This window comes from Streptococcus sp. HMSC057G03, assembly GCF_001808745.1.
Taxonomy (GTDB): domain Bacteria; phylum Bacillota; class Bacilli; order Lactobacillales; family Streptococcaceae; genus Streptococcus; species Streptococcus parasanguinis_Z.
Window position 1 is genome coordinate 38,199 of the sequence record NZ_KV794415.1, and the last position, 23,600, is coordinate 61,798.

The window sequence follows — 23,600 nt, forward strand, 5'->3', positions numbered from 1 at the left end:
GATTACGTTCAAGTAATACGATGAAGGAGTTTTTATATGTCTAGTGGACTAATTGTTCTCATCTTTATTGTCGCCCTTATCTTGATTGTAGGATATGTGGTTGCAGTCATTTTGAGAAAACGAAATGAAGCCTTACTGGCAGCACTGGAAGAACGAAAAGAAAAGTTATACAACCTTCCGGTCAACGATGAAGTAGAGGCCGTAAAAAACATGCATTTGATTGGTCAAAGTCAAATTGCATTTCGTGAATGGAATCAAAAATGGGTAGATTTATCCTTAAATTCATTTGCTGATATTGAAAACAATCTGTTTGAAGCGGAAGGCTATAACAATTCTTTCCGTTTCATGAAGGCTAAACAAGCCATTGACAATATCGAAAGTCAGATCCAATTGATCGACGAAGATATCAAGGCGATTCGCAAAGCCCTTTCTGATCTGGAAGAGCAGGAACAAAAGAATAGCGGACGTGTGGTTCATGCCTTGGATATGTTTGAAGAACTTCAAAAAGAAGTCACTTCAGACCCAGATCGTTATGGCAGTGCGCTTCCTGAAATTGAAAAACAAATTGGAAATATTCAATCTGAGTTTTCACAATTTGTAACCTTGAATTCTTCAGGTGACCCTGTTGAAGCGGCTGAAATCCTTGATACAGCTGAAAATCATATTGTAGCCTTAAAACAAATTGTTGAGCGAGTGCCAGAAATTGTCACTGCTCTTCAAGCAAAACTTCCAGATCAATTAGAGGATTTGGAAAGTGGCTACCGCAAGCTTTTGGAATCTGGATACCACTTCACTGAAACAGATATTGAATCTCGTTTCCAACAGTTGCATGCTTCCTTGAAGAACAATATGGCAAATGTATCTGCCCTTGAATTGGACAATGCCATTTACGAAAATGAACAAATTCAAGAAGAAATCGATGCTTTGTATCACATCTTTACCCGTGAAATTGAATCACAAAAAGTTGTGAAGAAGTTAGTGAAACAACTACCTGGTTATTTGAAACATGCTAAAGATAACAATGGCAAGCTTGCGGCAGAAGTGGAACGTCTCGGTAAAACATTCGTCTTGAATGAAGCCTTCAGCCAACAGTTAAAAGAGTTGGAAGCTGAGCTATCTTCACAAGAAAATGTGGTAGAAGATGCCTTGAAAGATTCATCTGAAACAGAAAAGGCCTATTCTATCGTAGAAGAAGAGTTAGAAGCTATTGAAGCTCGCTTGAAAGAAATCGAAGATGAGCAAATTGGCTTAAGTGATTCCCTTTCAAAAATTGAAAAAGACGATGCCAATGCTCGCCAAAAAGTCAACATCTATGCCAACCGTTTGCATGCCATTAAACGCTATATGGACAAACGGAACTTGCCAGGAATTCCTCAAGAATTCTTAGAAATTTTCTTCACTGCAAGTAACAATACAGAAGCTTTGATGGATGAGTTGGAAGGGGATAAAATCAACATCGAATCAACCAATCGTTTGTTGGAAATCTTGACCAATGATATGAATGAATTGGAAGAAGCGGCGTATCGAATTGTTCAAAATGCGACATTGACAGAACAATTGTTGCAATACTCGAACCGTTACCGTTCATTTGACGATCATGTACAGGCAGCCTTTGATGAGTCCCTCTATATTTTCGAAAGAGAGTATGACTATGCGGCTTCCTTCAAAGTCATCTCAGATGCTTTGGAAATGGTAGAAGCAGGCGTAACCGATCGCTTTGTTACTTCCTATGAAAAAACCCGCGAGCAAATTCGCTTCTAATAACAAAAAAACGACTTCTTAGGATGTCGTTTTTTTTATCTTCAAATGATCATTGAAACTTGAAATTTAAACCCTATTTTTGTATAGTAAGGGAGAAATAAGAAAGGAAAGCGATGAAAGAAGTAACCGGTCTCCTCGTTATGGATGTAGATGGAACCTTGATCCGACAGGAAGGGATTGATCTACTAGCTCAAGAAGCTGGCGTGGGAGAAAAAGTAGCAGAGATAACAGCACAAGCAATGAATGGAGAGCTGGATTTTGCAGCATCTTTACAGGCGCGTGTCGCTTTATTGAAAGGTTTGGAGACATCTATCTTTCCGAAAATTATAGAGCAGATGGACGTTACACCGGGAGCTAAGACCTTAATCACGGAACTTCATCAAAGAGGTTACAAGGTTGGCCTTGTTTCAGGGGGATTTCATGAAGTCATCGATCCTATCGCGAGGTCTTTAGGAATTGATCTGGTTCGTGCTAATCGTTTGCAGACTTTTGATGGCCGTCTGACAGGGAAAGTGCTCGGAGAGATTGTGACCCCTGAAAGAAAAAAAGACAACCTCCTGACATGGGCGAGAGAAAATCATATTCCACGAAGTCAGACGATTGCTATGGGAGATGGTGCCAATGATCTTCCCATGATTGAAACAGCCGGAATCGGGATTGCCTTTATGGCAAAGCCAATCGTAGCCGAACGAGCTCCATACCGTATTGAAACGAGCGATCTAAGCCTTGTTCTTGAAATTCTAGACCAGCATAGAAAGGAAACAGCATGCATATCCTACTAGCACCGGATTCTTTTAAAGAATCCTTATCCGCCAAACAAGTAGCAGAAGCCTTAAAAAAAGGATTTCAAGAGGCTCTACCAGATGCAACTTTTGACCTCCTTCCCATAGGGGATGGTGGCGAAGGAACCATGGAAACCCTAGCTGGTGTTCTAGATGTAACTGAGTACCAAACGCAAGTAACCGGACCATTTGGACAGCCTGTTTCAATGTCTTACTACCAAAAAGATGAGATGGCATTTTTTGAGATGGCCTCTCTTGTTGGCTTAGGCTCTATCCCAGCTGAAAAACGCAATCCACTAGAACTAGAGACACGAGGAATTGGTGAACTGATTTTGCAATTGGTTGACCAAGGGGTTAAAACGATCTGTGTGGGAATTGGTGGTTCAGCGACCAATGATGGTGGGATTGGGATGGCAGCCGGACTAGGGGTAGCCTTCTATGATGACCAAGGTCATCTGCTTCGTCCTGTAGGTGCTTCGATCGGTCGTGTGGATAGAATAGATACCAGTGCGGTTCCAAATGCTTTACAAGACATCGAGCTCCTGGTCTTAACGGATGTCACCAATCCTCTCTGTGGCAGTCAAGGAGCAACCTATATCTTTGGCGGGCAAAAGGGTTTGAATCCCCTTCTGTTTCCAGCTGTCGACCAGGCTATGCAGGATTTTTACCAGCTAGCAGATGCCCGAATTTTATCCATGGCTGGCGCCGGAGCTGGAGGTGGCATGGCAGCTGGCTTGGTCGCATTTGCGGGTGGTCAGGTTTCCTCGGGAATTGAGAAAAGTTTGGATCTAATCGACTTCGATCGTAAGGTTCAAAAAGCGGATCTGGTCGTCGTGGGAGAAGGTAGGATGGACCTCCAATCTCTGTCTGGAAAAGCTCCTGTCGGGGTAGCCAAACGAACACCAGATAAGATCCCAGTGCTTGCTATTTGTGGGGCCTTAGCAGAGGATTTGCCAGCTTTCCCAAGTCATCATATTGAGGCTGCCTTCTCTATTGTACCAGGTCCTTGTGAGGTGGCAGATGCACTTACTCATGCTGAAAAAAATCTGATTTCCTGTGCTCGAAATATTGGTAACCTCTTAAAAATGAAAGCAAACTAAAAAACCAATTGAAAAGGAAATTCCTTTTCAATTGGTTCTTTCTTTAGCCAAAGAGGCGTTTCCAAAATGATTTTTTTTCAGGTGCTGTGCTCTCTTCCTTCTTTTCAAACAAATTTGGATACTGGAGGCTGATATCGGTTGGAGAAATTCCAGATGGATGATCAGTATGGATGATGAGACCAAAGGGAGAGTGGCGACAGTCATCTGAAACAATGCTTGCCACAAGACCAAGATCCTTTGTTTTTTTCAAATATTGAAGTTGGCTGCTTTCATCCAAGGCAGGCGAAATCTTGACCAATACAGGTTCAAAGCGTTCTGAAATGTTCGTAAGAATTGAAGAATAGTGCTCCAAATAGAGATTGTCCCTTGCCTCCTCCAAGGTACATGATGCAATCACACGCTCCTCATATGTCTCCAAAAATCGACGCTGTTCATCAGGATTGAACCGAGTAGGACCAGCAGCTTTTTCTAAAATCGTTTTATTAATATCTGTCATAAGTTTAGTATAGCATAAAGCGTAGCAGAAGAGTAGAGGAATGCTAAAAAATTAAATAAGGAAGGGAAATGGAAGAAAATAAGGCAGTGGAACCGTTTTCTTGTTAAAAACTTCTCAATTTTCGTAGATTTCCTTGTTTTTTCTTGAAAAAATAGCCTAATTACGATATGATAGAGGAGTAAAAAATATAACTCAATAAGGAGAGTAAGAAATGTCAATTATTACTGATGTTTACGCTCGCGAAGTCCTAGACTCACGCGGTAACCCAACACTTGAAGTAGAAGTTTATACTGAATCAGGTGCTTTCGGACGTGGTATGGTTCCATCAGGAGCTTCTACTGGTGAACACGAAGCTGTAGAACTTCGCGACGGTGACAAATCTCGTTACGGTGGTCTTGGAACTCAAAAAGCTGTTGACAATGTAAACAACATCATTGCTGAAGCAATCATCGGCTACGATGTTCGTGACCAACAAGCTATTGACCGTGCAATGATCGCTCTTGACGGTACTCCTAACAAAGGTAAATTGGGAGCAAACGCAATCCTTGGTGTGTCTATCGCTGTAGCTCGTGCTGCTGCTGACTACCTTGAAATCCCACTTTACAGCTACCTTGGTGGATTCAACACTAAAGTTCTTCCAACTCCAATGATGAACATCATCAATGGTGGATCTCACTCAGATGCTCCAATCGCTTTCCAAGAATTCATGATCGTACCTGCTGGTGCACCTACATTCAAAGAAGCTCTTCGTTGGGGTGCTGAAATCTTCCACGCACTTAAGAAAATCCTTAAAGGTCGTGGTCTTGAAACAGCCGTTGGTGACGAAGGTGGATTTGCTCCTCGTTTTGACGGAACTGAAGATGGTGTAGAAACTATCATCGCTGCTATCGAAGCTGCTGGTTATGTTCCAGGTAAAGACGTATTTATCGGATTTGACTGTGCATCATCAGAATTCTACGATAAAGAACGCAAAGTTTACGATTACACTAAATTCGAAGGTGAAGGAGCTGCTGTCCGCACTGCTGCTGAACAAATCGACTACCTTGAAGAATTGGTAAACAAATACCCAATCATCACTATCGAAGATGGTATGGATGAAAACGACTGGGACGGTTGGAAAGCTCTTACTGAACGTCTTGGTGGTAAAGTTCAATTGGTTGGTGACGACTTCTTCGTAACAAACACTGACTACCTTTCACGTGGTATCGAAGAAAAATGTGCTAACTCTATCCTTATCAAAGTTAACCAAATTGGTACTCTTACTGAAACATTCGATGCTATCGAAATGGCGAAAGAAGCTGGTTACACTGCCGTTGTATCACACCGTTCAGGTGAAACTGAAGATTCAACAATCGCTGACATCGCAGTTGCAACAAACGCAGGACAAATCAAGACTGGTTCACTTTCACGTACAGACCGTATCGCTAAATACAACCAATTGCTTCGCATCGAAGATCAACTTGGTGAAGTAGCTGAATACCGTGGATTGAAATCATTCTACAACCTTAAGAAATAATCTAGTTTACTAGACTAAAAAGATCCTTGAGTTTTCTCAAGGATCTTTTTTGCGATTGGTATAAACAAAAACTCCTCAACTAAAGCGTTGAGGAGTAGTTCTATTAGAACAAGCCTTTGATTTTGTCCAAGGCACCGCTGACCATTTCATTTCCAGATACAAGCCCTTTGGCTTGTTCAAGGTAGTCACCGAGGTTGTCTTTGTTGTCATCAACAAATTTCTTTGCAGCGTCGAAATCTTTCTTTTCGATCATTTCTTTTACTTGGTTAAATAAGTCCATTGGATTCATGCTTGGATCTCCTAAAATATAAGTTGTGAAGTCAGGCTCGCGCCTTTTTCTCATCTATTTAATCATTTTTTTAGAGGTTTGACAACTAAAACGACTTAATGAAAAACTGTACAAACGGCCTCTGGAACATAGAAGTCGTCGGATAGAAGGGTCAATTTTCCGCTAGTAGAATCTCGTTTGAAGACGGTGGCATTAGGTGAATCTTGATGGGCTGCGATCAAATAGTTTTGATCAGGACTAAGCGTGAAATCACGTGGATTGAGCCCTTGAGTTGGAACAATTTCAATCAGTTCTAGACTACCATCAGCCACAACTTTGAAGACAGCGATGGAATTGTGAGCACGGTTAGATGCATAGAGGAATTTTCCATCAGCTGAGAGCTTGATCGCAGAAGCCCATTTTTGACCATCGTAGTCTGATGGAATTGTGGAAACAGTTTGGAAGTGTTCGAATTCACCCATACCGTCATAAAAGAGTACATCGATCGTAGCATTTAATTCATTGATGAGATAGGCAGTCTTATAGTGGGGATGAAAGACCAGGTGACGAGGTCCTGCCCCTGGAGCTGTTTGATACTGATTGATCAGGGTTAGGTTTCCTTCCTCACTGACATCATAGACATGCAAACTGTCTGTTCCTAGGTCACACGTGATCAAGTACTGATCTGGTGTAAGGTCTGCATAGTGGGTATGTGGACTTGCTTGATTGGCATGAGGACCACTTCCTTGGTGGGTGTCTTGATTGACAAAGGACAAACGCCCATCTGACTCTAGCTTATATACGAGAACTTGGCCTTTGTGATAGTTGGCTCCATAGATCAGTTGACGCTTGTCATCGACAGAGACATAGCAGAGTGGTGCTCCCTCTTCAACAACGTGATTGAGCGGCTGAAAATCAGCTGTAAAACTTGCGATTCCTCCTTTTCCCTCTTCAGCTCCGACACTGTAGAGGTTGCCTTTTTCAGAAAAAGCGATATAGGTTGGATTGGGCTCAGCTGCCACTAGTTCAAGTTGGCTCAATGTCCCTGTTTCAGGGTCAAATTGTGCCTTGTAAATTCCTTTGGATTCTTTTTTGGTATAGGTACCGAAATAAATGGTTTGAGACATAGGACACCTCGTATGATTTGTTAGGTTTATTATATCAAAGGTCCTATTGGAAGGCAATTGCTAGTTGAAAAGGCGAGGGCCTTTCTTTCTTATTTTGCTAGTTTTTTCGTAACTTCAAGCTCAAAAAATGCTAAAATAGAAACAGATTGAAATGAAAAGGAGTTCTCTGTGGATAATAAAGAAAAACAGTTTAGTTTGTCCTGGTTTTTTAGATGGTTTTTAGACAACAAGGCCATTACCGTATTTTTAGTTACCTTGCTGTTGGGCTTGAACCTTTTGGTTTTGAGTAAAATCACCTTTATTTTTATTCCTATTTTTGAGTTTGCAGGAGCCGTCATGCTGCCTGTCATTATTTCTGGTTTGCTCTATTACCTGCTTAACCCCATTGTTGACTTTCTTGAAAGAAAAGGACTCAAGCGGATTTTTGCGATTTCCTTAGTCTTTTTCTTGATTGCAGTGCTTTTAATTTGGGGTCTAGCTGTAGTGATTCCATCCGTCCAACGTCAAGTGGTGAGTTTCTTTCATAACCTGCCAACTTATTTGGAAAAGGCCAATGCAACCATCGATGATTTTCTAGATAATCGCGTCTCTTCAGATATCAAACCCCAATTAGATGAAATCACTAAGGAATTGTCTGCAAACATTACTTCTTGGGCCAGTTCGATCTCTGGGCGGGCTGTCAATTGGGTCAGCAACTTGATCGGAGTGGCTTCGCAAGTTATTGTTGCCTTGATCATCATGCCTTTTATTGTCTTTTATCTTCTTCGAGATGGAAAAAATTTAAAGGGCCACATTGTTCGCTTTTTACCGACTAAGATTCGTAAATCGGCTGAACAGGTTCTCTCAGATGTCAATACCCAACTCTCCAACTACGTTCGAGGGCAAATTACGGTAGCCATTGTCGTCGCCATTATGTTCATCATCTTCTTTAAGATCATTGGCTTGCGCTATGCGGTGACACTAGGGATCTCTGCAGGGATCTTGAATTTGATCCCATACTTGGGTAGTTTCTTAGCCATGTTACCTGCCTTAGTATTGGGCTTGGTAGCAGGGCCAGAGATGTTTATCAAGGTCTTGATTGTATTTGCAGTGGAGCAAACCATTGAAGGACGTTTTGTATCACCGTTGGTTTTGGGAAGCCAGTTAAATATCCATCCGATTACCATTTTATTTGTGCTCTTGACGTCAGGATCTATGTTTGGAATCTGGGGAGTTTTCCTTGGAATTCCAGTCTATGCATCTGCTAAGGTGGTGATCGGAGCTATCTTTGAATGGTATAAGGTCGTCAGTGGCTTGTATGAAGAACACAATGAAATAGAAGAGGAAACACACAGTGAGTCATAGTCAACAAATGGTAGAGGCTCTCGATCGGCAAGAGCTAGAAGAGGCAGAAGTTCAATTTCAACAGGCTTTGTTAGAAGATAGTGAAGCACAATTATTGGATTTAGGTCAATATCTTGAAAGTATCGGTTTTTACCCTCAGGCAAAAGAAATCTATGAACAGATTGCAGAAACCTACCCAGAAGTGTATCTGAGTTTGGCAACCATCCTTGCAGAGGAAGGCCAAACGGAAGAGGCCTTTGCTTATTTAGAAGAAATTGGACCTGAATCAAACTGGTATGTGGCCAGTCTCTTGGTTAAGGCGGATCTCTATCAGATGGAAGGCCTAGCAGATGTGGCGCGTGAAAAATTAGTTGAAGCTGCTCATTTGTCTGATGATCCGATCATTCAATTAGGGCTAGCTGAAATTGATCTGGAATTGGAACGCTACCAAGAGGCTATCCAAGAGTATGCCCAGTTAGACAATCGGGAGATTTTAGAAGCAACAGGAATTTCCACCTATCAACGAATTGGGTTTGCCTATGCCAATCTTGGTAAGTTTGAAGCAGCTGTTCCTTTCTTAGAGAAAGCTCTGGAGATTGAATTTGATGACCAGATTGCTTACGAATTAGCGACCTTATTGTCTGACCAAGAAGAATTCCAAAAAGCCCTGATCTACTACAAACAAATTGATACCTTGTCGCCTGATTTTGAGGGCTATGAGTACGGTTATGCCTTGGCTTTACAGGCTGAAAATGACCGTGAAAAAGCGCTTGAGATTGCTAAACAAGGGATCCAGAAGAATCCATTTGATGCCCAATTGAAGCTCCTTGCTTCTCAGCTTTCCTATGAACTCCACCAGCCTGAGCAAGCAGAAGCTTATCTATTAGAGGCTAAAGAAGTGGCAGATGATCTCGAAGAGATTGCTCTTCGCCTGACCACTCTTTATTTGGAACAGGAACGCTTTGACCAAGTCTTGACTTGGCAAAATGAAGAAGTCGAAACAGTTGTCACTCGGTGGAACATTGCCCGTGCCTTGGCTGCCTTGGAGAAAACAGAAGAGGCCGTCTCAGCCTACCAAGAGCTCTATGAGGATTTAAAGGACAACCCAGAATTCCTCGAAGCCTATGTTTATTTGTTGCGTGAGGCTGGAGATGTGACGAAGGCGCGTGAAGTGGCTAACCAGTATTTGGCCATCGTACCAGACGATGTGCAGATGCAAACCCTCTATGATAGCCTCTAATCAAAACCATATCGTGAAGATTCGGAATAGTTTGTGGTATACTGGTAGAAGATAGAATGAGGAGAGAAAAACATGGAACCAGTGAAACTTTTTCAATACAATACCTTAGGTGCCCTAATGGCGGGTCTGTACGGGGGTTCATTTACGATTGGAGAACTCTTGGAACACGGAGATCTCGGAGTTGGGACGCTTGATTCTATTGATGGAGAGTTGATCGTTTTAGATGGTAAGGCATATCAGGCCAAGGGATCAGGGGACCATCCTGAAATAGTCGAAGTTTCTCCGGATGCAAAGGTTCCTTATGCAGCAGTCGTCCCTCACCAAGCAGAAGTGATTTTCCGCCAACGTTTTGAAATGACAGACGAGGAATTGGAAGCCCGTATTGAGTCTTATTATGATGGGGAAAATCTTTTCCGCTCCATTAAGATTCATGGTGACTTTGCCAAGATGCATGTCCGTATGATTCCAAAATCAACACCTGAGATGAAGTTTGCAGAGGTTGCCACCCATCAGCCAGAGTATACACGAGAAAATGTTACTGGAACCATCGTCGGTTTTTGGACACCAGAAATTTTCCATGGCGTGAGCGTGGCTGGTTATCATTTGCACTTTATTTCAGATGACCACACCTTTGGTGGCCATGTCATGGATTTTGTCATCACAGAAGGGATTGTAGAGGTGGGGGCCATCGATCAGCTGGATCAACGTTTCCCAGTTCAAGACCGTCAGTACCTCTTTGCCAAATTCAATGTTGATGAGGTCAAAGAAGACATTAATAAAGCAGAATAAAAAGAGGCTGGGACAAAAGTCCTAGCCTCTCAATTATTTTTGGATTGTAGAGCAAGACGCAGTGGTTGAGTGGGCTCTACTACGCTGATTTCATCAGCTTTTACAGCCCTACTCAACTGTGCGGAGGCGGGACGACGAAATCGAATTCTAACGAATTACCGATTTCTGTCCCACTCTCTTTTATTTTTGAAATCAGTCTGTTAGTTTCATGGCCTTGATTTTTTCTTCTTCTGGGGTAACCCGCAGGGTCTTTTGACCAGTATAGGTCACAAAGCCTGGTTTTCCGCCGGTTGGTTTATTGAGTTTCTTGGCTTCGATCATATCGACTTGGACCAGATTTGAGAGACGGGCCTTGGAATAGTAGGCGGCCAACTCTGCGGCATCGGTCTTCACTTCATCCGATGGATTTAGATTTCCGGTAATGACGACATGGCTGCCTGGGATATCTTTGGCATGGAACCAGAGTTCGTCTTTTTTAGCGATCTTAAAGGTCAGTTCATCGTTTTGCAGATTATTGCGACCCACTAAAATGATGGTTTTGCCATCACTAGCCAGGTATTTTTCTGGTTTTTTCCGTTTATGGATTTTTTCTCGGTTGCGCCGTTTGATAAAGCCGGTCTGGATTAACTCTTCACGAATCTCTGCCACCTCAGCCAGGCTCGCTTGAGAAAGGGCCGTTTCAACCGTTTCAAGATAAGAAATGGTTTCCTTGGTTTCTTGAATGAGGATGGTCAAATGTTTAACGGCTTCTTTTAACTTCTGGTAGCGTTTGAAGTAGCGTTGCGCATTTTGGTTGGGGGTCAGAGCCTTATTGAGTTGGATGGTGATGGGTTCGTTGGTATAGTAATTGTCCAGGACAACCTGGTCTTGGTCGTTTGGTACCTGATGGAGGAAGGTGGTCAGTAATTCTCCTTTTTGGCGGAATTCTTCCGCATTGTCGGTCGCCGCTAACTCCGCTTCTTGTTTGGCTAATTTTTTTCGGTTCTTTTCAAGATCGTTTTCGACCTTGCGGATCAATTCACTAGCCTGTTGTTGCACCCGATCGCGCTCAGCCTTGTCTCGGTAATAGTCATCTAGCAGATCGGAAAGTGTCTCAAAGGTTTGACTAGTGGCATCTTCAAAGGGAATAGCCGAGAAGGATTTGGTCGTTAGGCGTGGCTCAGTTGGAGCTTGGAAAAAGGCACGGAAGGTTTTTAATTTTTCATCCGTCTCAAGTCGCTTGGCCAATTCTTGAGACGTATCTCGCCCCAAACCTTGGAAACATTTTTGAAGGTTCTTTGGGCTTAACTCTTCTTTGTGAAGAAGGGCAAAAAGGGCTTCATCTCCAATTGTAAAAGGATTAACCGCGTCTGTTTTCGGAGGGGCTACATAGATTGATCCAGGAAGAATGGTCCGGTAGCTATTTTGTGAGAAGCCGACATGTTTGATGGCCTCGATGATTTTATTGCTGGTCCGGTCTAGGAGAATAATATTACTGTGCTTGCCCATGATTTCGATCATTAAGCTGACAGAAATGGCATCTCCAATTTCGTTTTTATTGGAGACACGGATTTCGAGAATCCGGTCGTTCTCCAATTGCTCAATCCCTTCGATGACAGCGCCTTGAAGATATTTACGCATGACCATAATAAAGGTATTAGGAAAGGCAGGATTTTCAAAGTTGGTTTGGGTCCGTTGGATCCGTCCGAAAACAGAATGGGCAGAGAGTAAGAGTTTTTGGTTTTTCCGATTGCCTCGGATTTGGAGTACCAATTCTTGCTCGAAAGGTTGATTAATTTTTTGAATGCGACCACTTAAGAGTTCGGCCTTCAATTCTTGCACCATATGGTGTAAAAAAAATCCATCAAAAGACATGGGATTCCTCATCATTCTAGCTGTTATTCTAGTAAATTATATCAAAAATAGAGCGGAAATCCCAGAAAGAAGCAAGGGGATGTAATATAGAAAATGCGAACGTTTCCAAAAAAATACTGAAAAAGTATTGACTTTTTTGAAAGAAAACTTTAAAATGTAAGAAATTAGAAAAGTAGTAAATGAAAGTTTCAAGAGAGCCCACGGTTGCTGAGAGTGGGTAGCGGCAGTTTATGAAATTGGACTAATGATGAGATGAATTTGAAACAATAAAAATTCGGTTGGCACACCTTATCGTGCAACTTGTTGCTAGACAAGACAGAGATATGGGGGGGAGACTATCCTTTTCCCATAAGTGAGGTGGCACCGCGATGACACGTCCTCACATAGCTTTTGCTATGTGTGGGCGTGTTTTTTGTTTTAGATGAGAAGGGAGAAAAGATATGAAGAAACGATGGCGTCGCATTCTTTAGAGGATGAAAAATAGAAGAAAATGAAAAAATAGAAGAGGTAGTAAAATGAAAAATAAACGGTTAATGGGAATTATTGGTTTGATTGCAGCAGCAGTCATTGGGACAGCGATCTATTCAGCTACAGCTGGTAAGGACAACAAGGCAGCAACTAGCAATGAAAAGGCAAAAGTTGGGGTCTTGCAGTTGGTCAGCCACCCTTCGCTTGATTTGATCTACAAGGGGATTCAAGATGGTCTAGCTGAAGAAGGCTATGACAAGGACAAAGTGGACATTGATTTCCTCAATGCAGAAGGGGACCAAAACAAGGTTGCAACTATGAGTAAGCAATTGGCAGAAAAAGATAATCAAGTCTTGATTGGGATTGCAACCCCATCTGCTCAAGGTTTGGCTAGTGCAACCAAAGACAAACCAATTGTCATGGGTGCTGTAACCGATCCAGTCGGTGCAAACTTGGTCAAAGATTTGAAAAAACCAGGTGGCAATATCACTGGGGTATCTGACCACAATCCTACTGAGCAACAGTTGAAATTGATCAAAGAGTTGACTCCAAACGTAAAAACAATCGGGGTTCTTTACTCAACCAGTGAAGACAATTCTAAATCTCAAGTAGAAGAATTTACAAAATTGGCTGAAAAAGCAGGCTACAAGGTGGTTCCGTATTCAGTTCCTTCTACAAACGAAATTGCTTCAACAGTATCGGTTATGTCAGGTAAAGTGGATGCTATCTGGGTTCCAATCGACAATACCATCGCATCAGCATTCTCAACTGTTGTTGAAGCCAATAAAGATGCTAAAAAACCAATCTTCCCAAGTGCGACAGCCATGGTAGAAGCTGGTGGCCTTGGTTCAGTCGTTGTCGACCAACATGATCTTGGGGTAGCAACTGGTAAAATGGCTGCGAAGATCTTGAAAGGTCAAAAACCTGCAGACACACCTGTTGAAATCTTTAGCCAAGGAAAATCTGTCATCAATAAAAAAGTCGCAGATGAATTGGGCATTACTATTCCAGAATCTGTCTTGAAAGATGCTGGACAAGTCATTAAATAAAAACGAAACGAATCACAAGAGTAGCAGGAGAATTTGGCTTTGATAGGTCTTTTAATCGGGACCTTTGAGGAGAAAGAAATGAAAGTCAAGCTAACGGACCTTCATCCGACCCAACTATACTTATCAGAAAAGAAGTTACATGATATCCAGATGCTTGATCAGTCGGCAGAAATCATCAATATGGATCCAATTAGTATTCTTACATTTGGAAATCGCTTCTTGATTACAGACGGGCATCACAGGGCTTATCAGGCTTTGTTGGCGGGTCAAGATACGATTTCTGCTGAGTTTGATAGAGATGGTGGCGATGACTTGTATGCTCTCTATGCGCAAGCTTGCGAGGAAAGAAAGATAGACTCTGTCTTGGATTTAAAAAATCGTATCTTACCTCAAGATGAGTATGAAGCAAAATGGTATAACTGGTGTGATGGTTTTAACCAAGCAGCAACTCTTCTATTGAAAAGGAATGCAGATGAAACCGACCAGGCAAATAGATAATGCATTACGTCCAGTTCCTTCTTCTATTGAAATTAGTCTCATCTAACTTGTTTTTTAACAAAAAATCTGCTAAACTAGATAGTAATCGAATAGAAATCTGCAAGACTAGTATCTCAAGGGAAGTGCGACAGGGAGAAGAGCCGTGACTGAAAGCTCTTTGCATGAAAGCTGAGTGAATTCACTTGCGTAAAGGATTTAGAAATTAAGGTCTGGTTTACGGATAAAAAACGGATGGTACCGCGTGTCAACGCTCCGAATGAGGGTGTTGGCGCGTGGTTTTTTCTATGTCTGTAGAGGGACCATGATGGAGGAAATATGTCAACGATTGAAGAACAATTAAAAGCGCTTCGTGAAGAAACGCTGGCAGCTTTGAAGCAGATTTCTGCTGAAAATGAAAAAGAGATGCAAGAACTACGGGTCTCTGTTCTTGGAAAAAAAGGATCTCTGACGGAAATTCTTAAAGGGATGAAGGATGTCTCTGCTGAGATGCGTCCGGTTATCGGGAAACACGTCAATGAAGCGCGTGATGTCTTGACGGCTGCCTTTGAAGAAACGGCCAAACTTTTGGAAGAAAAGAAAGTCCAAGCCAAATTGGCTAGTGAAAGTATCGACGTGACCCTACCAGGTCGTCCAGTTGCTAGTGGTTACCGTCATATTTTGACCCAAACCAGTGAAGAAATCGAAGATATCTTTATCGGGATGGGCTATCAAGTCGTAGACGGCTTTGAAGTGGAGCAAGACTATTATAACTTTGAACGGATGAATCTGCCTAAAGATCACCCAGCGCGGGATATGCAGGATACCTTCTATATCACAGAAGAAATCTTGCTTCGGACCCATACCTCACCAGTACAGGCACGGGCGATGGATGCGCATGACTTTAGCAAGGGACCATTGAAGATGATCTCTCCAGGGCGTGTTTTCCGTCGGGATACAGATGATGCGACCCACAGCCACCAATTCCATCAGATCGAAGGCTTGGTCGTTGGGAAGAACATCTCAATGGCAGACCTTCAAGGAACGCTTCAATTGATCGTGCAAAAGATGTTTGGGGCAGAACGTCAAATCCGTCTGCGTCCTTCTTACTTCCCATTTACCGAGCCATCGGTTGAGGTGGACGTTTCTTGCTTCAAATGTGGTGGAGCTGGATGTAACGTATGTAAGAAAACTGGTTGGATTGAAATCATGGGAGCTGGTATGGTTCACCCACGCGTCCTTGAGATGAGCGGTATTGACCCAACAGTTTATTCAGGATTTGCCTTTGGACTTGGTCAAGAGCGTGTGGCTATGCTTCGTTACGGAATCAATGATATCCGTGGCTTCTATCAAGGGGATATCCGTTTTTCAGAACAATTTAAATAATCATGTTAGTTAAAGTTAAGGCGAAAGATTTTCATATTTTAAGGGAATTAGAGGTGGAAACCTATGGGGATACCTTTGGTCCCTACAACTCTGATGCCGATATGGAAGATTACTACCAGATGGTTTTATCGCTAGAGCAAATCCAAAAGGACCTAGCAGACCCGGAATCAGAGACCTATTTTGTCCTTGATCACCATCAGGAAATTTGTGGTTTCCTCAAGTTTAACTGGGGCAAGGCACAAACGGAGCCAGTAGAGATGGACAATGCTTTTGAAATTCAGCGCATCTATGTCAAAAAAGAACATCATGGCAAGGGCTATGGCAAGGAAATGTTTACCTTTGCCTTAAAAGAGGCTCAAAAACGTGGATTTGACTGGGTCTGGCTGGGTGTCTGGGAACGGAATTTTAAGGCCCAAAACTTTTACAAACAATTCGGATTTGAACGATTTAGCGAGCACCACTTTATCACAGGGGAAGCTGTGGATATCGACTGGTTGCTGCGCAAGCATTTGAAGGAGAATCCGCAAGCTTAATTGTGGGTCCAAATTGAGAGAAAGGAATTGAGAAGATCTCACCAAGTGGGATCTTACGATCAGAATAATGTTAGTATCATATAAATGGTTAAAACAATTGGTGGACGTGGATGTGCCATCAGAAGAGTTGGCTGAAAAAATGTCAACTACAGGGATCGAAGTAGAAGGTGTGGAATCGCCTGCTACTGGTCTCTCAAAAATTGTCGTCGGAGAAGTCTTGTCTTGTGAAGATGTGCCAGAGACACACCTTCATGTCTGCCAAGTTAATGTGGGGGAAGAAGAAGCGCGTCAAATCGTCTGTGGAGCACCAAATGTGCGAGCAGGCATCAAGGTGATGGTGGCTCTTCCAGGTGCTCGCATCGCAGATAACTACAAGATTAAAAAAGGGAAAATCCGTGGTTTGGAATCCCTTGGGATGATCTGTTCACTTGGTGAGTTAGGCATTTCTGACTCAGTTGTACCGAAAGAATTTGCGGATGGCATCCAAATCTTGCCAGAGGATGCTGTTCCAGGAGAAGAAGTCTTCTCTTACCTAGACTTGGATGATGAAATCATCGAGCTTTCTATCACTCCAAACCGTGCAGATGCTCTTTCGATGCGTGGGGTAGCACATGAAGTAGCAGCCATCTATGACAAGGCAGTCAACTTCAAAGAATTTACTTTAACAGAAACAGACCAAGTTGCAGCGGATGCTCTTTCTGTCAGCATCGACACAGATAAGGCTCCTTATTATGCAGCTCGTATCTTGGACAATGTAACCATCGCACCAAGTCCACAATGGTTGCAAAACCTCCTCATGAATGAAGGCATCCGTCCCATAAATAATGTGGTTGACGTGACCAACTATATCTTGCTTTACTTTGGTCAGCCCATGCATGCCTTTGACTTGGATACCTTTGAAGGAAATGACATCCGTGTACGTGAAGCGCGTGCAGGTGAGAAATTAGTGACCTTGGATGGGGAAGAGCGTGAGTTGGAAACAAGTGACCTCGTGATTACGGTTGCTGACAAACCTGTTGCCCTTGCAGGTGTCATGGGGGGAGAGGCTACAGAAATCTCTGAAAAGTCTACTCGTGTAGTTCTTGAAGCGGCTGTTTTCAATGGCAAATCGATCCGTAAGACTAGTGGTCGCCTCAACCTACGCTCTGAATCATCTTCTCGCTTTGAAAAAGGCATCAATGTGGCAACTGTTAATGAAGCCCTTGATGCCGCAGCAAGTATGATTGCTGAATTGGCTGGTGCAACCGTACGTAAGGGCATCGTTTCAGCAGGCCAGTTAGACACTTCTGATGTAGAAGTTTCTTCTACTCTTGCAGACGTTAACCGTGTCCTTGGAACAGAACTTTCCTACGCGGATGTCGAAGATGTCTTCCGTCGTCTTGGTTTTGGCCTTTCTGGAAATGCAGAAAGCTTCACAGTCAGCGTTCCTCGTCGCCGTTGGGACATCACTATCGAAGCGGACCTCTTTGAAGAAATTGCTCGAATTTATGGTTATGACAAATTACCAGCAACCCTTCCAAAAGATGACGGGACAGCAGGTGAATTGACAGCGACTCAAAAATTGCGTCGCCAAGTTCGGACTATCGCTGAAGGGGCTGGATTGACTGAAATCATTACTTATGCACTGACAACTCCTGAAAAAGCAGTGGAGTTCACGACTGCACCAAGCAACTTAACGGAGCTCATGTGGCCAATGACTGTGGATCGTTCGGTCCTCCGTCAAAATATGATCTCAGGAATCTTGGATACTGTAGCTTATAATGTCGCTCGTAAGAACAAAGATTTGGCCCTCTATGAGATCGGAAAAGTCTTTGAACAGACAGGTAATCCAAAAGAAGACTTGCCAAACGAAATCAATAGCTTTGCCTTTGCTTTGACTGGCTTAGTTGCTGAAAAAGACTTCCAAACTCCAGCTGTTCCAGTTGACTTCTTCTATGCCAAGGGAATCTTGGAAGTCCTCTTTACTCGCTTGGGTCTTGAAGTGACTTATACAGCAACACAGGAAATCAAGAGTCTCCACCCAGGACGTACAGCCTTGCTCTCACTTGGTGACCAGGTGATTGGGGTCTTGGGACAAGTCCACCCTGTAACAGCTAAGGCTTATGACATTCCAGAAACCTATGTGGCAGAATTGAACTTATCTGCTATTGAAGCAGCTCTTCAACCAGCCGCAGCCTTTGTGGAAATCACCAAATTCCCAGCTGTGAGCCGTGATATCGCCCTTCTCCTCAAAGCAGAAGTGACCCACCAAGAAGTGGTTGATGCGATTCAAGCTGCTGGCGTGAAACGCTTAACAGATATCAAACTCTTTGACGTTTTCTCAGGTGAAAAACTAGGACTTGGCATGAAGTCTATGGCCTACAGCTTGACCTTCCAAAATCCAGAAGATAGCTTGACAGATGAAGAAGTCGCACGCTACATGGAAAAAATCCAAGCTTCACTTGAAGAAAAAGTCAATGCAGAAGTGCGTTAAGATGTAAAAAGATGAAACAGTTGAGAATTTCTCAACTGTTTTTTTCTTCCAGGATTTGCAAGTTATAGGCCTTAAAACCCTATAAAAATAAAGAAATTCCTTTAAGTACTCAAAATATCCATGTCAACCATCCTGCTATTATTGACAAATATTTTTATTTTTTTGACAAATATGCTTGTCAAAAAGAAAAAGAAGTGTTACAATGTTTTTAGTTGAAAGAAGGGGAGGTTTCTTATGGGAGCCATATGGATTCTATTTATCCCTTTTCTGGTTATCGTTTATGCAAGCTCAGAAAAGAAGATAAAAGGATTGAACAGACGCATCAGACGATTAGAAAAACAAGTGAAAGGAAATCAAGACATGTCTAGACTTTTAGAAGAATTGAAAGGCCAAACGGCCACTGTTACAGTAGATGGTGTTGGATTTGAGTATGAAATTATAGATATCGATGAAGATTGGGTCAAACTGACCCGTGTGATTCATAAACAACAGAGGGAAACCAAGTTAGTCCGTATCGAAGATATTCAAGGTATTCAACTATAAGGGGGCTGATGCCATGATTTTAAAAAATCGATTGAAAGAGCTGAGGGCGCGTGATGGACTCAACCAATCCGAGCTAGCCAAGCTAGCAGGGGTCTCGCGCCAGTCCATCAGTCTCTTGGAACGTGGTGAGTATACACCTTCTGTCATTATCGCCATGACCATTGCCCAGATCTTCAATGAACCAGTGGAGAATGTCTTTAGTCTAGTAGAGGGAGAAGAATAATATGAAAAAGCAACAACAAGAACGATCCGCTCGTTACCGGTTTTGGAGAAATGTCGGAATCATTACAGTTTCCGGCTTGATTGGAGGAGTCATTGATTTTTTGACAGGCATGTTCGGATCCGAAAAACCCCTTGAAATCCAATCCTTCTTTAGTAAAGAAGGACTCCTTTGGGGTTCAATACTTTTGTTTCTTATCGTGTTTATGGTCACGATAGCCTTACTAATAAGCGCGAGAAAAGTCCATCAAAAAATGCTCCAGATAGAAGACGAAGAGGAAGCCTATCACTATGACATCCAGAAGGAAAAACTGTTTGGGTTAGCGACCATTTTTAAAGGAGTCATGATCTTGCCATACTTTTTAGTCATCATCTTTTATAGTCAATGGGTGTATATGGATAGACCTTCCACAGGGCACTTGGCTTTTATCTTTGGAGACTTTACCATGCTCTATCTCTTTCTTGTCTTGATTGCCCTATTTTTCCTATCGGATATCTTCTTTCGCAAGACCTTCCATCTGATTTATGGAAAACCGATTCCCCGCAATGCCAATGCCAAGGAAGTGCGTGAATTTATGATGAGTATGATGGATGAAGCAGAAAAGCAGATTAGCTACGAGGAAAACTATGAAATTATCATTAAGTTAAGCAATTATATCTTGCCGATTTCCTTAATTGCGATATTCTTAGTTGGCATTGCTTTCCATACAGATATCTTGTTAGCATTAGTAGTGGTATCACTGATTTATGTCTATATCTTGGTCTCTCAGTACAAGATTACCAAACGTTATTATAAAGAGTAGAGGAGTCATCCATGTTAGAAATTAGAAATTTAGAAAAAAGCTTTGGGAATAAGCAGGTTCTCTTCGGAGTAGATCTGACAGCTCAACAAGGGCATATCCTTGGCTTAGTTGGGAAAAATGGGGCCGGGAAAACAACTATTTTCCACAGTATCTTGCGCTTTTTGGACTACAGCGGCGAGATTCGCCTAGGTGGCAAAGCGATCACCCAAGAAACCTACAAGGAAATTGGCTATTTGCCAGAAGAACGTAGTCTTATGCCAAAACTCACGATTTTTGAGCAGGTCCGCTATTTGGCTGCCTTAAAAGGAATGAGCACTGCTGAGGTCAAGGAAAAATTACCGACCTGGATGGAAAAACTCCAAGTAAAAGGAAAATTGACCGATAAAATCAAGAGTCTCTCAAAAGGGAACCAACAGAAGGTTCAATTGATCATCACCTTGATCCATGAGCCTAAATTGATCATTTTAGATGAACCCTTTAGTGGCTTGGATCCGGTCAATACAGAAGTGCTCAAGCAGGTCATCTTTGAAGAAAAAGAGCGTGGGGCAACCATTATCTTTTCTGACCACGTCATGACCAATGTCGAAGAGTTGTGTGATGATATCCTAATGATCCGTGATGGTTCGGTTGTTCTATCAGGACCTGTCCAAGAGGTCCGGAATAGCTATGGCAAGACTCGCCTCTTTGTCTCTAACGACTTTAGCAAAGAAGAGCTAGAAGCTCTGCCACACGTGACCAAGGTCAGCATGACCAAGCAAGGGACTTGGAAGCTGATCTTGGATGATGCGTCAGCTGGTCCAGAATTATTTGACCGCTTGACCAAGGGCCACTACCTAGCAACCTTTGACCACCAAGCCCCAACTATTGATGAGATCTTTAAACTTGAATCAGGAGTAGAAGTATGAAACAGATGTTTGTCGTAATGAAAGAAACCTATATCAGACAAGTGAAATCATGGAGTTTCCTCTTCATGGTCTTCGGTCCCTTCCTCTTTTTAGGATTGAGCATTGGAATCGGTTATCTGACAGGTTCTTCTACAGATGCCAAAAACCAAGTGGCCTTGGTGACAGAAATTCCAGCTGTCAAAGAAAGTCTCAAAGGAACTGATGGCTTGACCTTGGACTACACGGATGAAGCTGCAGCTAAAAAAGCCATTAAGGATGAGAAAGCAGCTGCTTACCTAACGGTCGATGAAAAAGATGGCCAGCTAGAAGCCACTTATGTGGGCGACCAAGCCATGAAAACAGATTTGAAATCGCTTGTCGCTGCGAAATTAAGCCAAGTCCAACAAGGGATCAATCTAGCGCGTGCCAATCTAAGCAAAGAGCAACTGACAGCCTTGTCTCAACAGGTTTCTCTCAAAGAAAAAATTGATGAGAAAAAAGAAGGCTTGAAAATGGTGCAAACCATGGTTGCAGGTGGTCTAGGAATGTTGCTTTATATGATTTTGATCTTCTACTCGAGTATCACAGCCCAAGAAGTGGCTAGTGAAAAGGGAACTAAGATCATGGAAGTAGTCTTCTCTAGTATCAAAGCAACCGACTATTTCTTCGCACGCATGCTCGGACTCTTCGGAGTGATCTTTACCCATATTTTTGTCTATGTGATTGGTTTAGTAGCTGTTTGGATCTTTAGAGCAGATATCCCAGTTGTCAAGGATATTCTCGCTCCAAACTCTCCGATTACCCAACACCTTGCAGAGTCGATCTCGCTCAATACCGTTTTCTTCATTATCCTTGGGATCTTTATGTATGTGGTGCTCTCTGCCTTCTTAGGCTCAACAGTTGCACGACCTGAAGATTCAGGAAAAGCGATTTCGCCACTAATGATGTTAGTTATCTTTAGCTTCCTTGGGGTAACCACCTTGGGAAGCGCCGGTGATGTCTTCTTATTGAAGATTGGTTCCTACATTCCATTCTTTTCAACCTTCTTCATGCCTTTCCGTACCATCAATGGCTATGCGACTGGTCTTGAATCTTGGGCTTCATTGGGAATTGCGGTTCTCTTTACCATCGTGGGAACAGTTCTCATCGCTCGAATTTACGCGAGCTTAATCCTCCAGACCGATGACCTCGGACCGTGGAAGACCATCAAACGTGCTCTCAGCTATCGCTAATTAGATAAGCCCTCAGTTACAGCTGGGGGCTTTTATTATCCATTGAAAATTATTAAACTCTCTTCCTTCATGCGAACATGTATTTTTTATTAAATTATGATATGATGAATGGGAATAAAAAGAATAGAGAAAAGAACGAATGAGACTATATATCAAAGGCGATTATACAAAAAGAGTACCTTATGGTTATTTAGAACTTGCTGGCAAAATGTGGTTTCCAGAAGAAAAGCAAGTATCGTACTCAAATGCTGGAGACAATGAGCAACTACAAGAGTATTTTTCTGTAAATTTATCCTTGAGGAAAAGTACTGCAGATAAGAGATGGTCTAGTGTCCCCCTAAAGGAAGGGGTACGAAGCCTCTTTTCACATATTGAGGAATGTATTGAGATAGAGTTTGAAGACGCATTTGCTACAGATTATAATGAAAAAGGGGACCATCTTCGTATTTTAACTACCCATCTAGAAGTTTTGACAGTTGATAAACGCGCCATGTACATTATGGCGCTTGAGATTGCAAAGGTCATTGACGGGCAAATTAGCGAGGATAGTAAGAAGACATGGCTAACAGTCGAGGAATTTAAGAGAAAGCACGAGGCTATTCTATCTCTGACTTTTGAAGAAGCAAATGAACGAAGTTTGATTGAAATTCAAACGATGGATGTTGTAGACGACCCTCTTTGGGAGGAAGAAGCTAACCGTCGAAAAGAATATATACTAGCACATGGAGGCGATATCTCAGATTTATGAGACTATATATCAAAAGTGATTTTACGAAAAAAATAACCTTTACTACTAGAGAGCTAGTTTGGAAGATGTGGTTTAAAGAACGGAATAGCAAGAAAATAAGCTACTCCAACGTTGGTGATGATGAGATGCTGCAAGATGATTTTTATTTTGGAGCAGAGTTACACAAATGGGCTTCAGTTGACGAAAGATGGGATAAGGCTCCTTTTATAATTCCGAGCAATCCTTGGTTGTCCTTGCAATATGAAGATATTGAACTTGAATTTGAACATGCCTTTATTTCCGACGACCGCGAAAAGGGGGAGTTTCTTCGAATTGCCTCAACTCATGTAGATATTTTGACGGTTGACAAACGTGCTTTATACATTATGGCTATTGAAGTAGCATCTGCCATTGATGGTCAGATTAGCGAAGACGGCAAGCAAAGTTGGCTAAGTGTAGAAGAATTTAAGGAATATCACAAGGATGTTCTTTCACTGACTTATAATGAAGCGGTTGAACTTAGTTTGGAAGAATTAAAGACAATGGTACCGGT

Annotated in this window: 23 protein-coding genes; 19 read left to right on the forward strand and 4 right to left on the reverse strand. The window is 42.4% G+C overall.

From position 1 onward, the window contains the following. Positions 1–36: 36 nt before the first annotated feature. From ezrA to HMPREF2686_RS00240, 3 genes are all read left to right on the forward strand, one after another. Complete coding sequence (ezrA, locus tag HMPREF2686_RS00230) at positions 37–1,761, forward strand: septation ring formation regulator EzrA (RefSeq protein WP_049475344.1); 1,725 nt, start codon at positions 37–39, stop codon at positions 1,759–1,761. A gap of 113 nt (positions 1,762–1,874) precedes the next feature. Beyond that, positions 1,875–2,543, forward strand: a complete 669-nt coding sequence (serB, locus tag HMPREF2686_RS00235) for a phosphoserine phosphatase SerB (protein ID WP_021153557.1) — start codon at positions 1,875–1,877, stop codon at positions 2,541–2,543. Next, positions 2,528–3,643 (forward strand): glycerate kinase, encoded by a 1,116-nt coding sequence (locus tag HMPREF2686_RS00240; RefSeq protein WP_049475343.1) that lies wholly within the window; start codon positions 2,528–2,530, stop codon positions 3,641–3,643. Before serB ends, HMPREF2686_RS00240 begins: the two co-directional genes overlap by 16 nt. A 43-nt stretch (positions 3,644–3,686) precedes the next feature. Here HMPREF2686_RS00240 and HMPREF2686_RS00245 read toward each other — a convergent pair whose 3' ends face one another. Then, positions 3,687–4,139, reverse strand: a complete 453-nt coding sequence (locus tag HMPREF2686_RS00245) for a DUF1694 domain-containing protein (RefSeq protein WP_045759659.1) — start codon at positions 4,137–4,139, stop codon at positions 3,687–3,689. Between the two features lie 211 nt (positions 4,140–4,350). Here HMPREF2686_RS00245 and eno point away from each other — a divergent pair, with 211 nt between their 5' ends. After that, positions 4,351–5,655 carry a surface-displayed alpha-enolase gene (gene eno / locus HMPREF2686_RS00250; protein ID WP_049475342.1) on the forward strand — a complete coding sequence of 435 codons (1,305 nt, stop codon included), beginning with the start codon at positions 4,351–4,353 and terminating at the stop codon, positions 5,653–5,655. Between the two features lie 103 nt (positions 5,656–5,758). On the opposite strand, the gene HMPREF2686_RS00255 is transcribed toward eno, so the two are convergent. Both HMPREF2686_RS00255 and HMPREF2686_RS00260 read right to left on the reverse strand, forming a co-directional pair. Next, the gene (locus HMPREF2686_RS00255) at positions 5,759–5,944 is read right to left on the reverse strand and encodes a hypothetical protein (RefSeq protein ID WP_009731358.1); all 186 of its coding nucleotides are present in this window, start codon (positions 5,942–5,944) and stop codon (positions 5,759–5,761) included. A gap of 95 nt (positions 5,945–6,039) precedes the next feature. Next, positions 6,040–7,050 carry a lactonase family protein gene (locus HMPREF2686_RS00260; RefSeq protein ID WP_049507697.1) on the reverse strand — a complete coding sequence of 337 codons (1,011 nt, stop codon included), beginning with the start codon at positions 7,048–7,050 and terminating at the stop codon, positions 6,040–6,042. Positions 7,051–7,218: 168 nt separating this feature from the next. On the opposite strand from HMPREF2686_RS00260, the gene HMPREF2686_RS00265 reads away from it, so the two are divergent. The 3 genes from HMPREF2686_RS00265 (at position 7,219) to budA (ending at position 10,402) form a co-directional block, all read left to right on the forward strand. Further along, a complete protein-coding gene (locus HMPREF2686_RS00265; RefSeq protein WP_024054839.1) occupies positions 7,219–8,394 on the forward strand; it encodes an AI-2E family transporter in 1,176 nt (391 codons plus the stop codon). Then, positions 8,384–9,613, forward strand: a complete 1,230-nt coding sequence (locus tag HMPREF2686_RS00270) for a tetratricopeptide repeat protein (protein WP_049507700.1) — start codon at positions 8,384–8,386, stop codon at positions 9,611–9,613. The genes HMPREF2686_RS00265 and HMPREF2686_RS00270 overlap by 11 nt, the downstream gene beginning before the upstream one ends. A gap of 72 nt (positions 9,614–9,685) precedes the next feature. After that, complete coding sequence (budA, locus tag HMPREF2686_RS00275; RefSeq protein ID WP_003007973.1) at positions 9,686–10,402, forward strand: acetolactate decarboxylase; 717 nt, start codon at positions 9,686–9,688, stop codon at positions 10,400–10,402. Positions 10,403–10,594: 192 nt separating this feature from the next. Here budA and HMPREF2686_RS00280 read toward each other — a convergent pair whose 3' ends face one another. Next, positions 10,595–12,256 (reverse strand): Rqc2 family fibronectin-binding protein, encoded by a 1,662-nt coding sequence (locus HMPREF2686_RS00280; RefSeq protein ID WP_045759654.1) that lies wholly within the window; start codon positions 12,254–12,256, stop codon positions 10,595–10,597. A 515-nt stretch (positions 12,257–12,771) separates the two neighbouring features. Between HMPREF2686_RS00280 and trpX the strand changes: the two genes are divergently transcribed. From trpX to HMPREF2686_RS00340, 12 genes are all read left to right on the forward strand, one after another. After that, the gene (trpX, locus tag HMPREF2686_RS00285; protein WP_031574527.1) at positions 12,772–13,773 is read left to right on the forward strand and encodes a tryptophan ABC transporter substrate-binding protein; all 1,002 of its coding nucleotides are present in this window, start codon (positions 12,772–12,774) and stop codon (positions 13,771–13,773) included. A gap of 78 nt (positions 13,774–13,851) precedes the next feature. Further along, positions 13,852–14,271, forward strand: a complete 420-nt coding sequence (locus HMPREF2686_RS00290) for a ParB N-terminal domain-containing protein (protein ID WP_045759653.1) — start codon at positions 13,852–13,854, stop codon at positions 14,269–14,271. Positions 14,272–14,586: 315 nt separating this feature from the next. Continuing rightward, positions 14,587–15,633 (forward strand): phenylalanine--tRNA ligase subunit alpha, encoded by a 1,047-nt coding sequence (gene pheS / locus HMPREF2686_RS00295; protein WP_045759652.1) that lies wholly within the window; start codon positions 14,587–14,589, stop codon positions 15,631–15,633. A gap of 2 nt (positions 15,634–15,635) precedes the next feature. After that, entirely contained in the window at positions 15,636–16,166 is a 531-nt protein-coding gene (locus HMPREF2686_RS00300) for a GNAT family N-acetyltransferase (protein WP_024055668.1), read from the forward strand. Between the two features lie 67 nt (positions 16,167–16,233). After that, entirely contained in the window at positions 16,234–18,639 is a 2,406-nt protein-coding gene (gene pheT, locus HMPREF2686_RS00305) for a phenylalanine--tRNA ligase subunit beta (protein WP_045759651.1), read from the forward strand. Positions 18,640–18,873: 234 nt separating this feature from the next. Next, positions 18,874–19,182 carry a PH domain-containing protein gene (locus tag HMPREF2686_RS00310; protein ID WP_024056335.1) on the forward strand — a complete coding sequence of 103 codons (309 nt, stop codon included), beginning with the start codon at positions 18,874–18,876 and terminating at the stop codon, positions 19,180–19,182. 13 nt (positions 19,183–19,195) lie between these two features. Further along, entirely contained in the window at positions 19,196–19,405 is a 210-nt protein-coding gene (locus tag HMPREF2686_RS00315; RefSeq protein WP_024056334.1) for a helix-turn-helix transcriptional regulator, read from the forward strand. 1 nt (position 19,406) lies between these two features. After that, on the forward strand, positions 19,407–20,204 hold the full coding sequence (locus HMPREF2686_RS00320) for a DUF3169 family protein (protein WP_070448777.1): 798 nt from the start codon (positions 19,407–19,409) through the stop codon (positions 20,202–20,204). 11 nt (positions 20,205–20,215) lie between these two features. Then, complete coding sequence (locus HMPREF2686_RS00325) at positions 20,216–21,109, forward strand: ABC transporter ATP-binding protein (RefSeq protein WP_021153540.1); 894 nt, start codon at positions 20,216–20,218, stop codon at positions 21,107–21,109. Next, the gene (locus tag HMPREF2686_RS00330) at positions 21,106–22,320 is read left to right on the forward strand and encodes an ABC transporter permease (RefSeq protein ID WP_049506270.1); all 1,215 of its coding nucleotides are present in this window, start codon (positions 21,106–21,108) and stop codon (positions 22,318–22,320) included. The genes HMPREF2686_RS00325 and HMPREF2686_RS00330 overlap by 4 nt, the downstream gene beginning before the upstream one ends. A 139-nt stretch (positions 22,321–22,459) precedes the next feature. Beyond that, positions 22,460–23,068 (forward strand): hypothetical protein, encoded by a 609-nt coding sequence (locus tag HMPREF2686_RS00335; RefSeq protein WP_049482262.1) that lies wholly within the window; start codon positions 22,460–22,462, stop codon positions 23,066–23,068. Then, positions 23,065–23,600 (forward strand): hypothetical protein (locus tag HMPREF2686_RS00340; RefSeq protein WP_070448798.1); only part of this gene is annotated, 536 nt, incomplete at its 3' end. The genes HMPREF2686_RS00335 and HMPREF2686_RS00340, both read left to right, overlap by 4 nt.

Excerpts from the sequence above, each read along its gene's own strand:
- HMPREF2686_RS00315 (WP_024056334.1), top strand. The coding sequence starts at position 19,196 with ATGATTTTAAAAAATCGATTGAAAGAGCTGAGGGCGCGTGATGGACTC.
- HMPREF2686_RS00330 (WP_049506270.1), top strand. The coding sequence starts at position 21,106 with ATGAAACAGATGTTTGTCGTAATGAAAGAAACCTATATCAGACAAGTG.
- HMPREF2686_RS00240 (WP_049475343.1), top strand. The coding sequence starts at position 2,528 with ATGCATATCCTACTAGCACCGGATTCTTTTAAAGAATCCTTATCCGCC.
- HMPREF2686_RS00260 (WP_049507697.1), bottom strand. The coding sequence starts at position 7,050 with ATGTCTCAAACCATTTATTTCGGTACCTATACCAAAAAAGAATCCAAA.
- HMPREF2686_RS00255 (WP_009731358.1), bottom strand. The coding sequence starts at position 5,944 with ATGAATCCAATGGACTTATTTAACCAAGTAAAAGAAATGATCGAAAAG.
- eno (WP_049475342.1), top strand. The coding sequence starts at position 4,351 with ATGTCAATTATTACTGATGTTTACGCTCGCGAAGTCCTAGACTCACGC.
- budA (WP_003007973.1), top strand. The coding sequence starts at position 9,686 with ATGGAACCAGTGAAACTTTTTCAATACAATACCTTAGGTGCCCTAATG.
- ezrA (WP_049475344.1), top strand. The coding sequence starts at position 37 with ATGTCTAGTGGACTAATTGTTCTCATCTTTATTGTCGCCCTTATCTTG.
- HMPREF2686_RS00300 (WP_024055668.1), top strand. The coding sequence starts at position 15,636 with ATGTTAGTTAAAGTTAAGGCGAAAGATTTTCATATTTTAAGGGAATTA.
- pheS (WP_045759652.1), top strand. The coding sequence starts at position 14,587 with ATGTCAACGATTGAAGAACAATTAAAAGCGCTTCGTGAAGAAACGCTG.
- HMPREF2686_RS00280 (WP_045759654.1), bottom strand. The coding sequence starts at position 12,256 with ATGTCTTTTGATGGATTTTTTTTACACCATATGGTGCAAGAATTGAAG.
- pheT (WP_045759651.1), top strand. The coding sequence starts at position 16,234 with ATGTTAGTATCATATAAATGGTTAAAACAATTGGTGGACGTGGATGTG.
- HMPREF2686_RS00245 (WP_045759659.1), bottom strand. The coding sequence starts at position 4,139 with ATGACAGATATTAATAAAACGATTTTAGAAAAAGCTGCTGGTCCTACT.
- serB (WP_021153557.1), top strand. The coding sequence starts at position 1,875 with ATGAAAGAAGTAACCGGTCTCCTCGTTATGGATGTAGATGGAACCTTG.
- trpX (WP_031574527.1), top strand. The coding sequence starts at position 12,772 with ATGAAAAATAAACGGTTAATGGGAATTATTGGTTTGATTGCAGCAGCA.
- HMPREF2686_RS00325 (WP_021153540.1), top strand. The coding sequence starts at position 20,216 with ATGTTAGAAATTAGAAATTTAGAAAAAAGCTTTGGGAATAAGCAGGTT.
- HMPREF2686_RS00335 (WP_049482262.1), top strand. The coding sequence starts at position 22,460 with ATGAGACTATATATCAAAGGCGATTATACAAAAAGAGTACCTTATGGT.
- HMPREF2686_RS00320 (WP_070448777.1), top strand. The coding sequence starts at position 19,407 with ATGAAAAAGCAACAACAAGAACGATCCGCTCGTTACCGGTTTTGGAGA.
- HMPREF2686_RS00310 (WP_024056335.1), top strand. The coding sequence starts at position 18,874 with ATGGGAGCCATATGGATTCTATTTATCCCTTTTCTGGTTATCGTTTAT.
- HMPREF2686_RS00290 (WP_045759653.1), top strand. The coding sequence starts at position 13,852 with ATGAAAGTCAAGCTAACGGACCTTCATCCGACCCAACTATACTTATCA.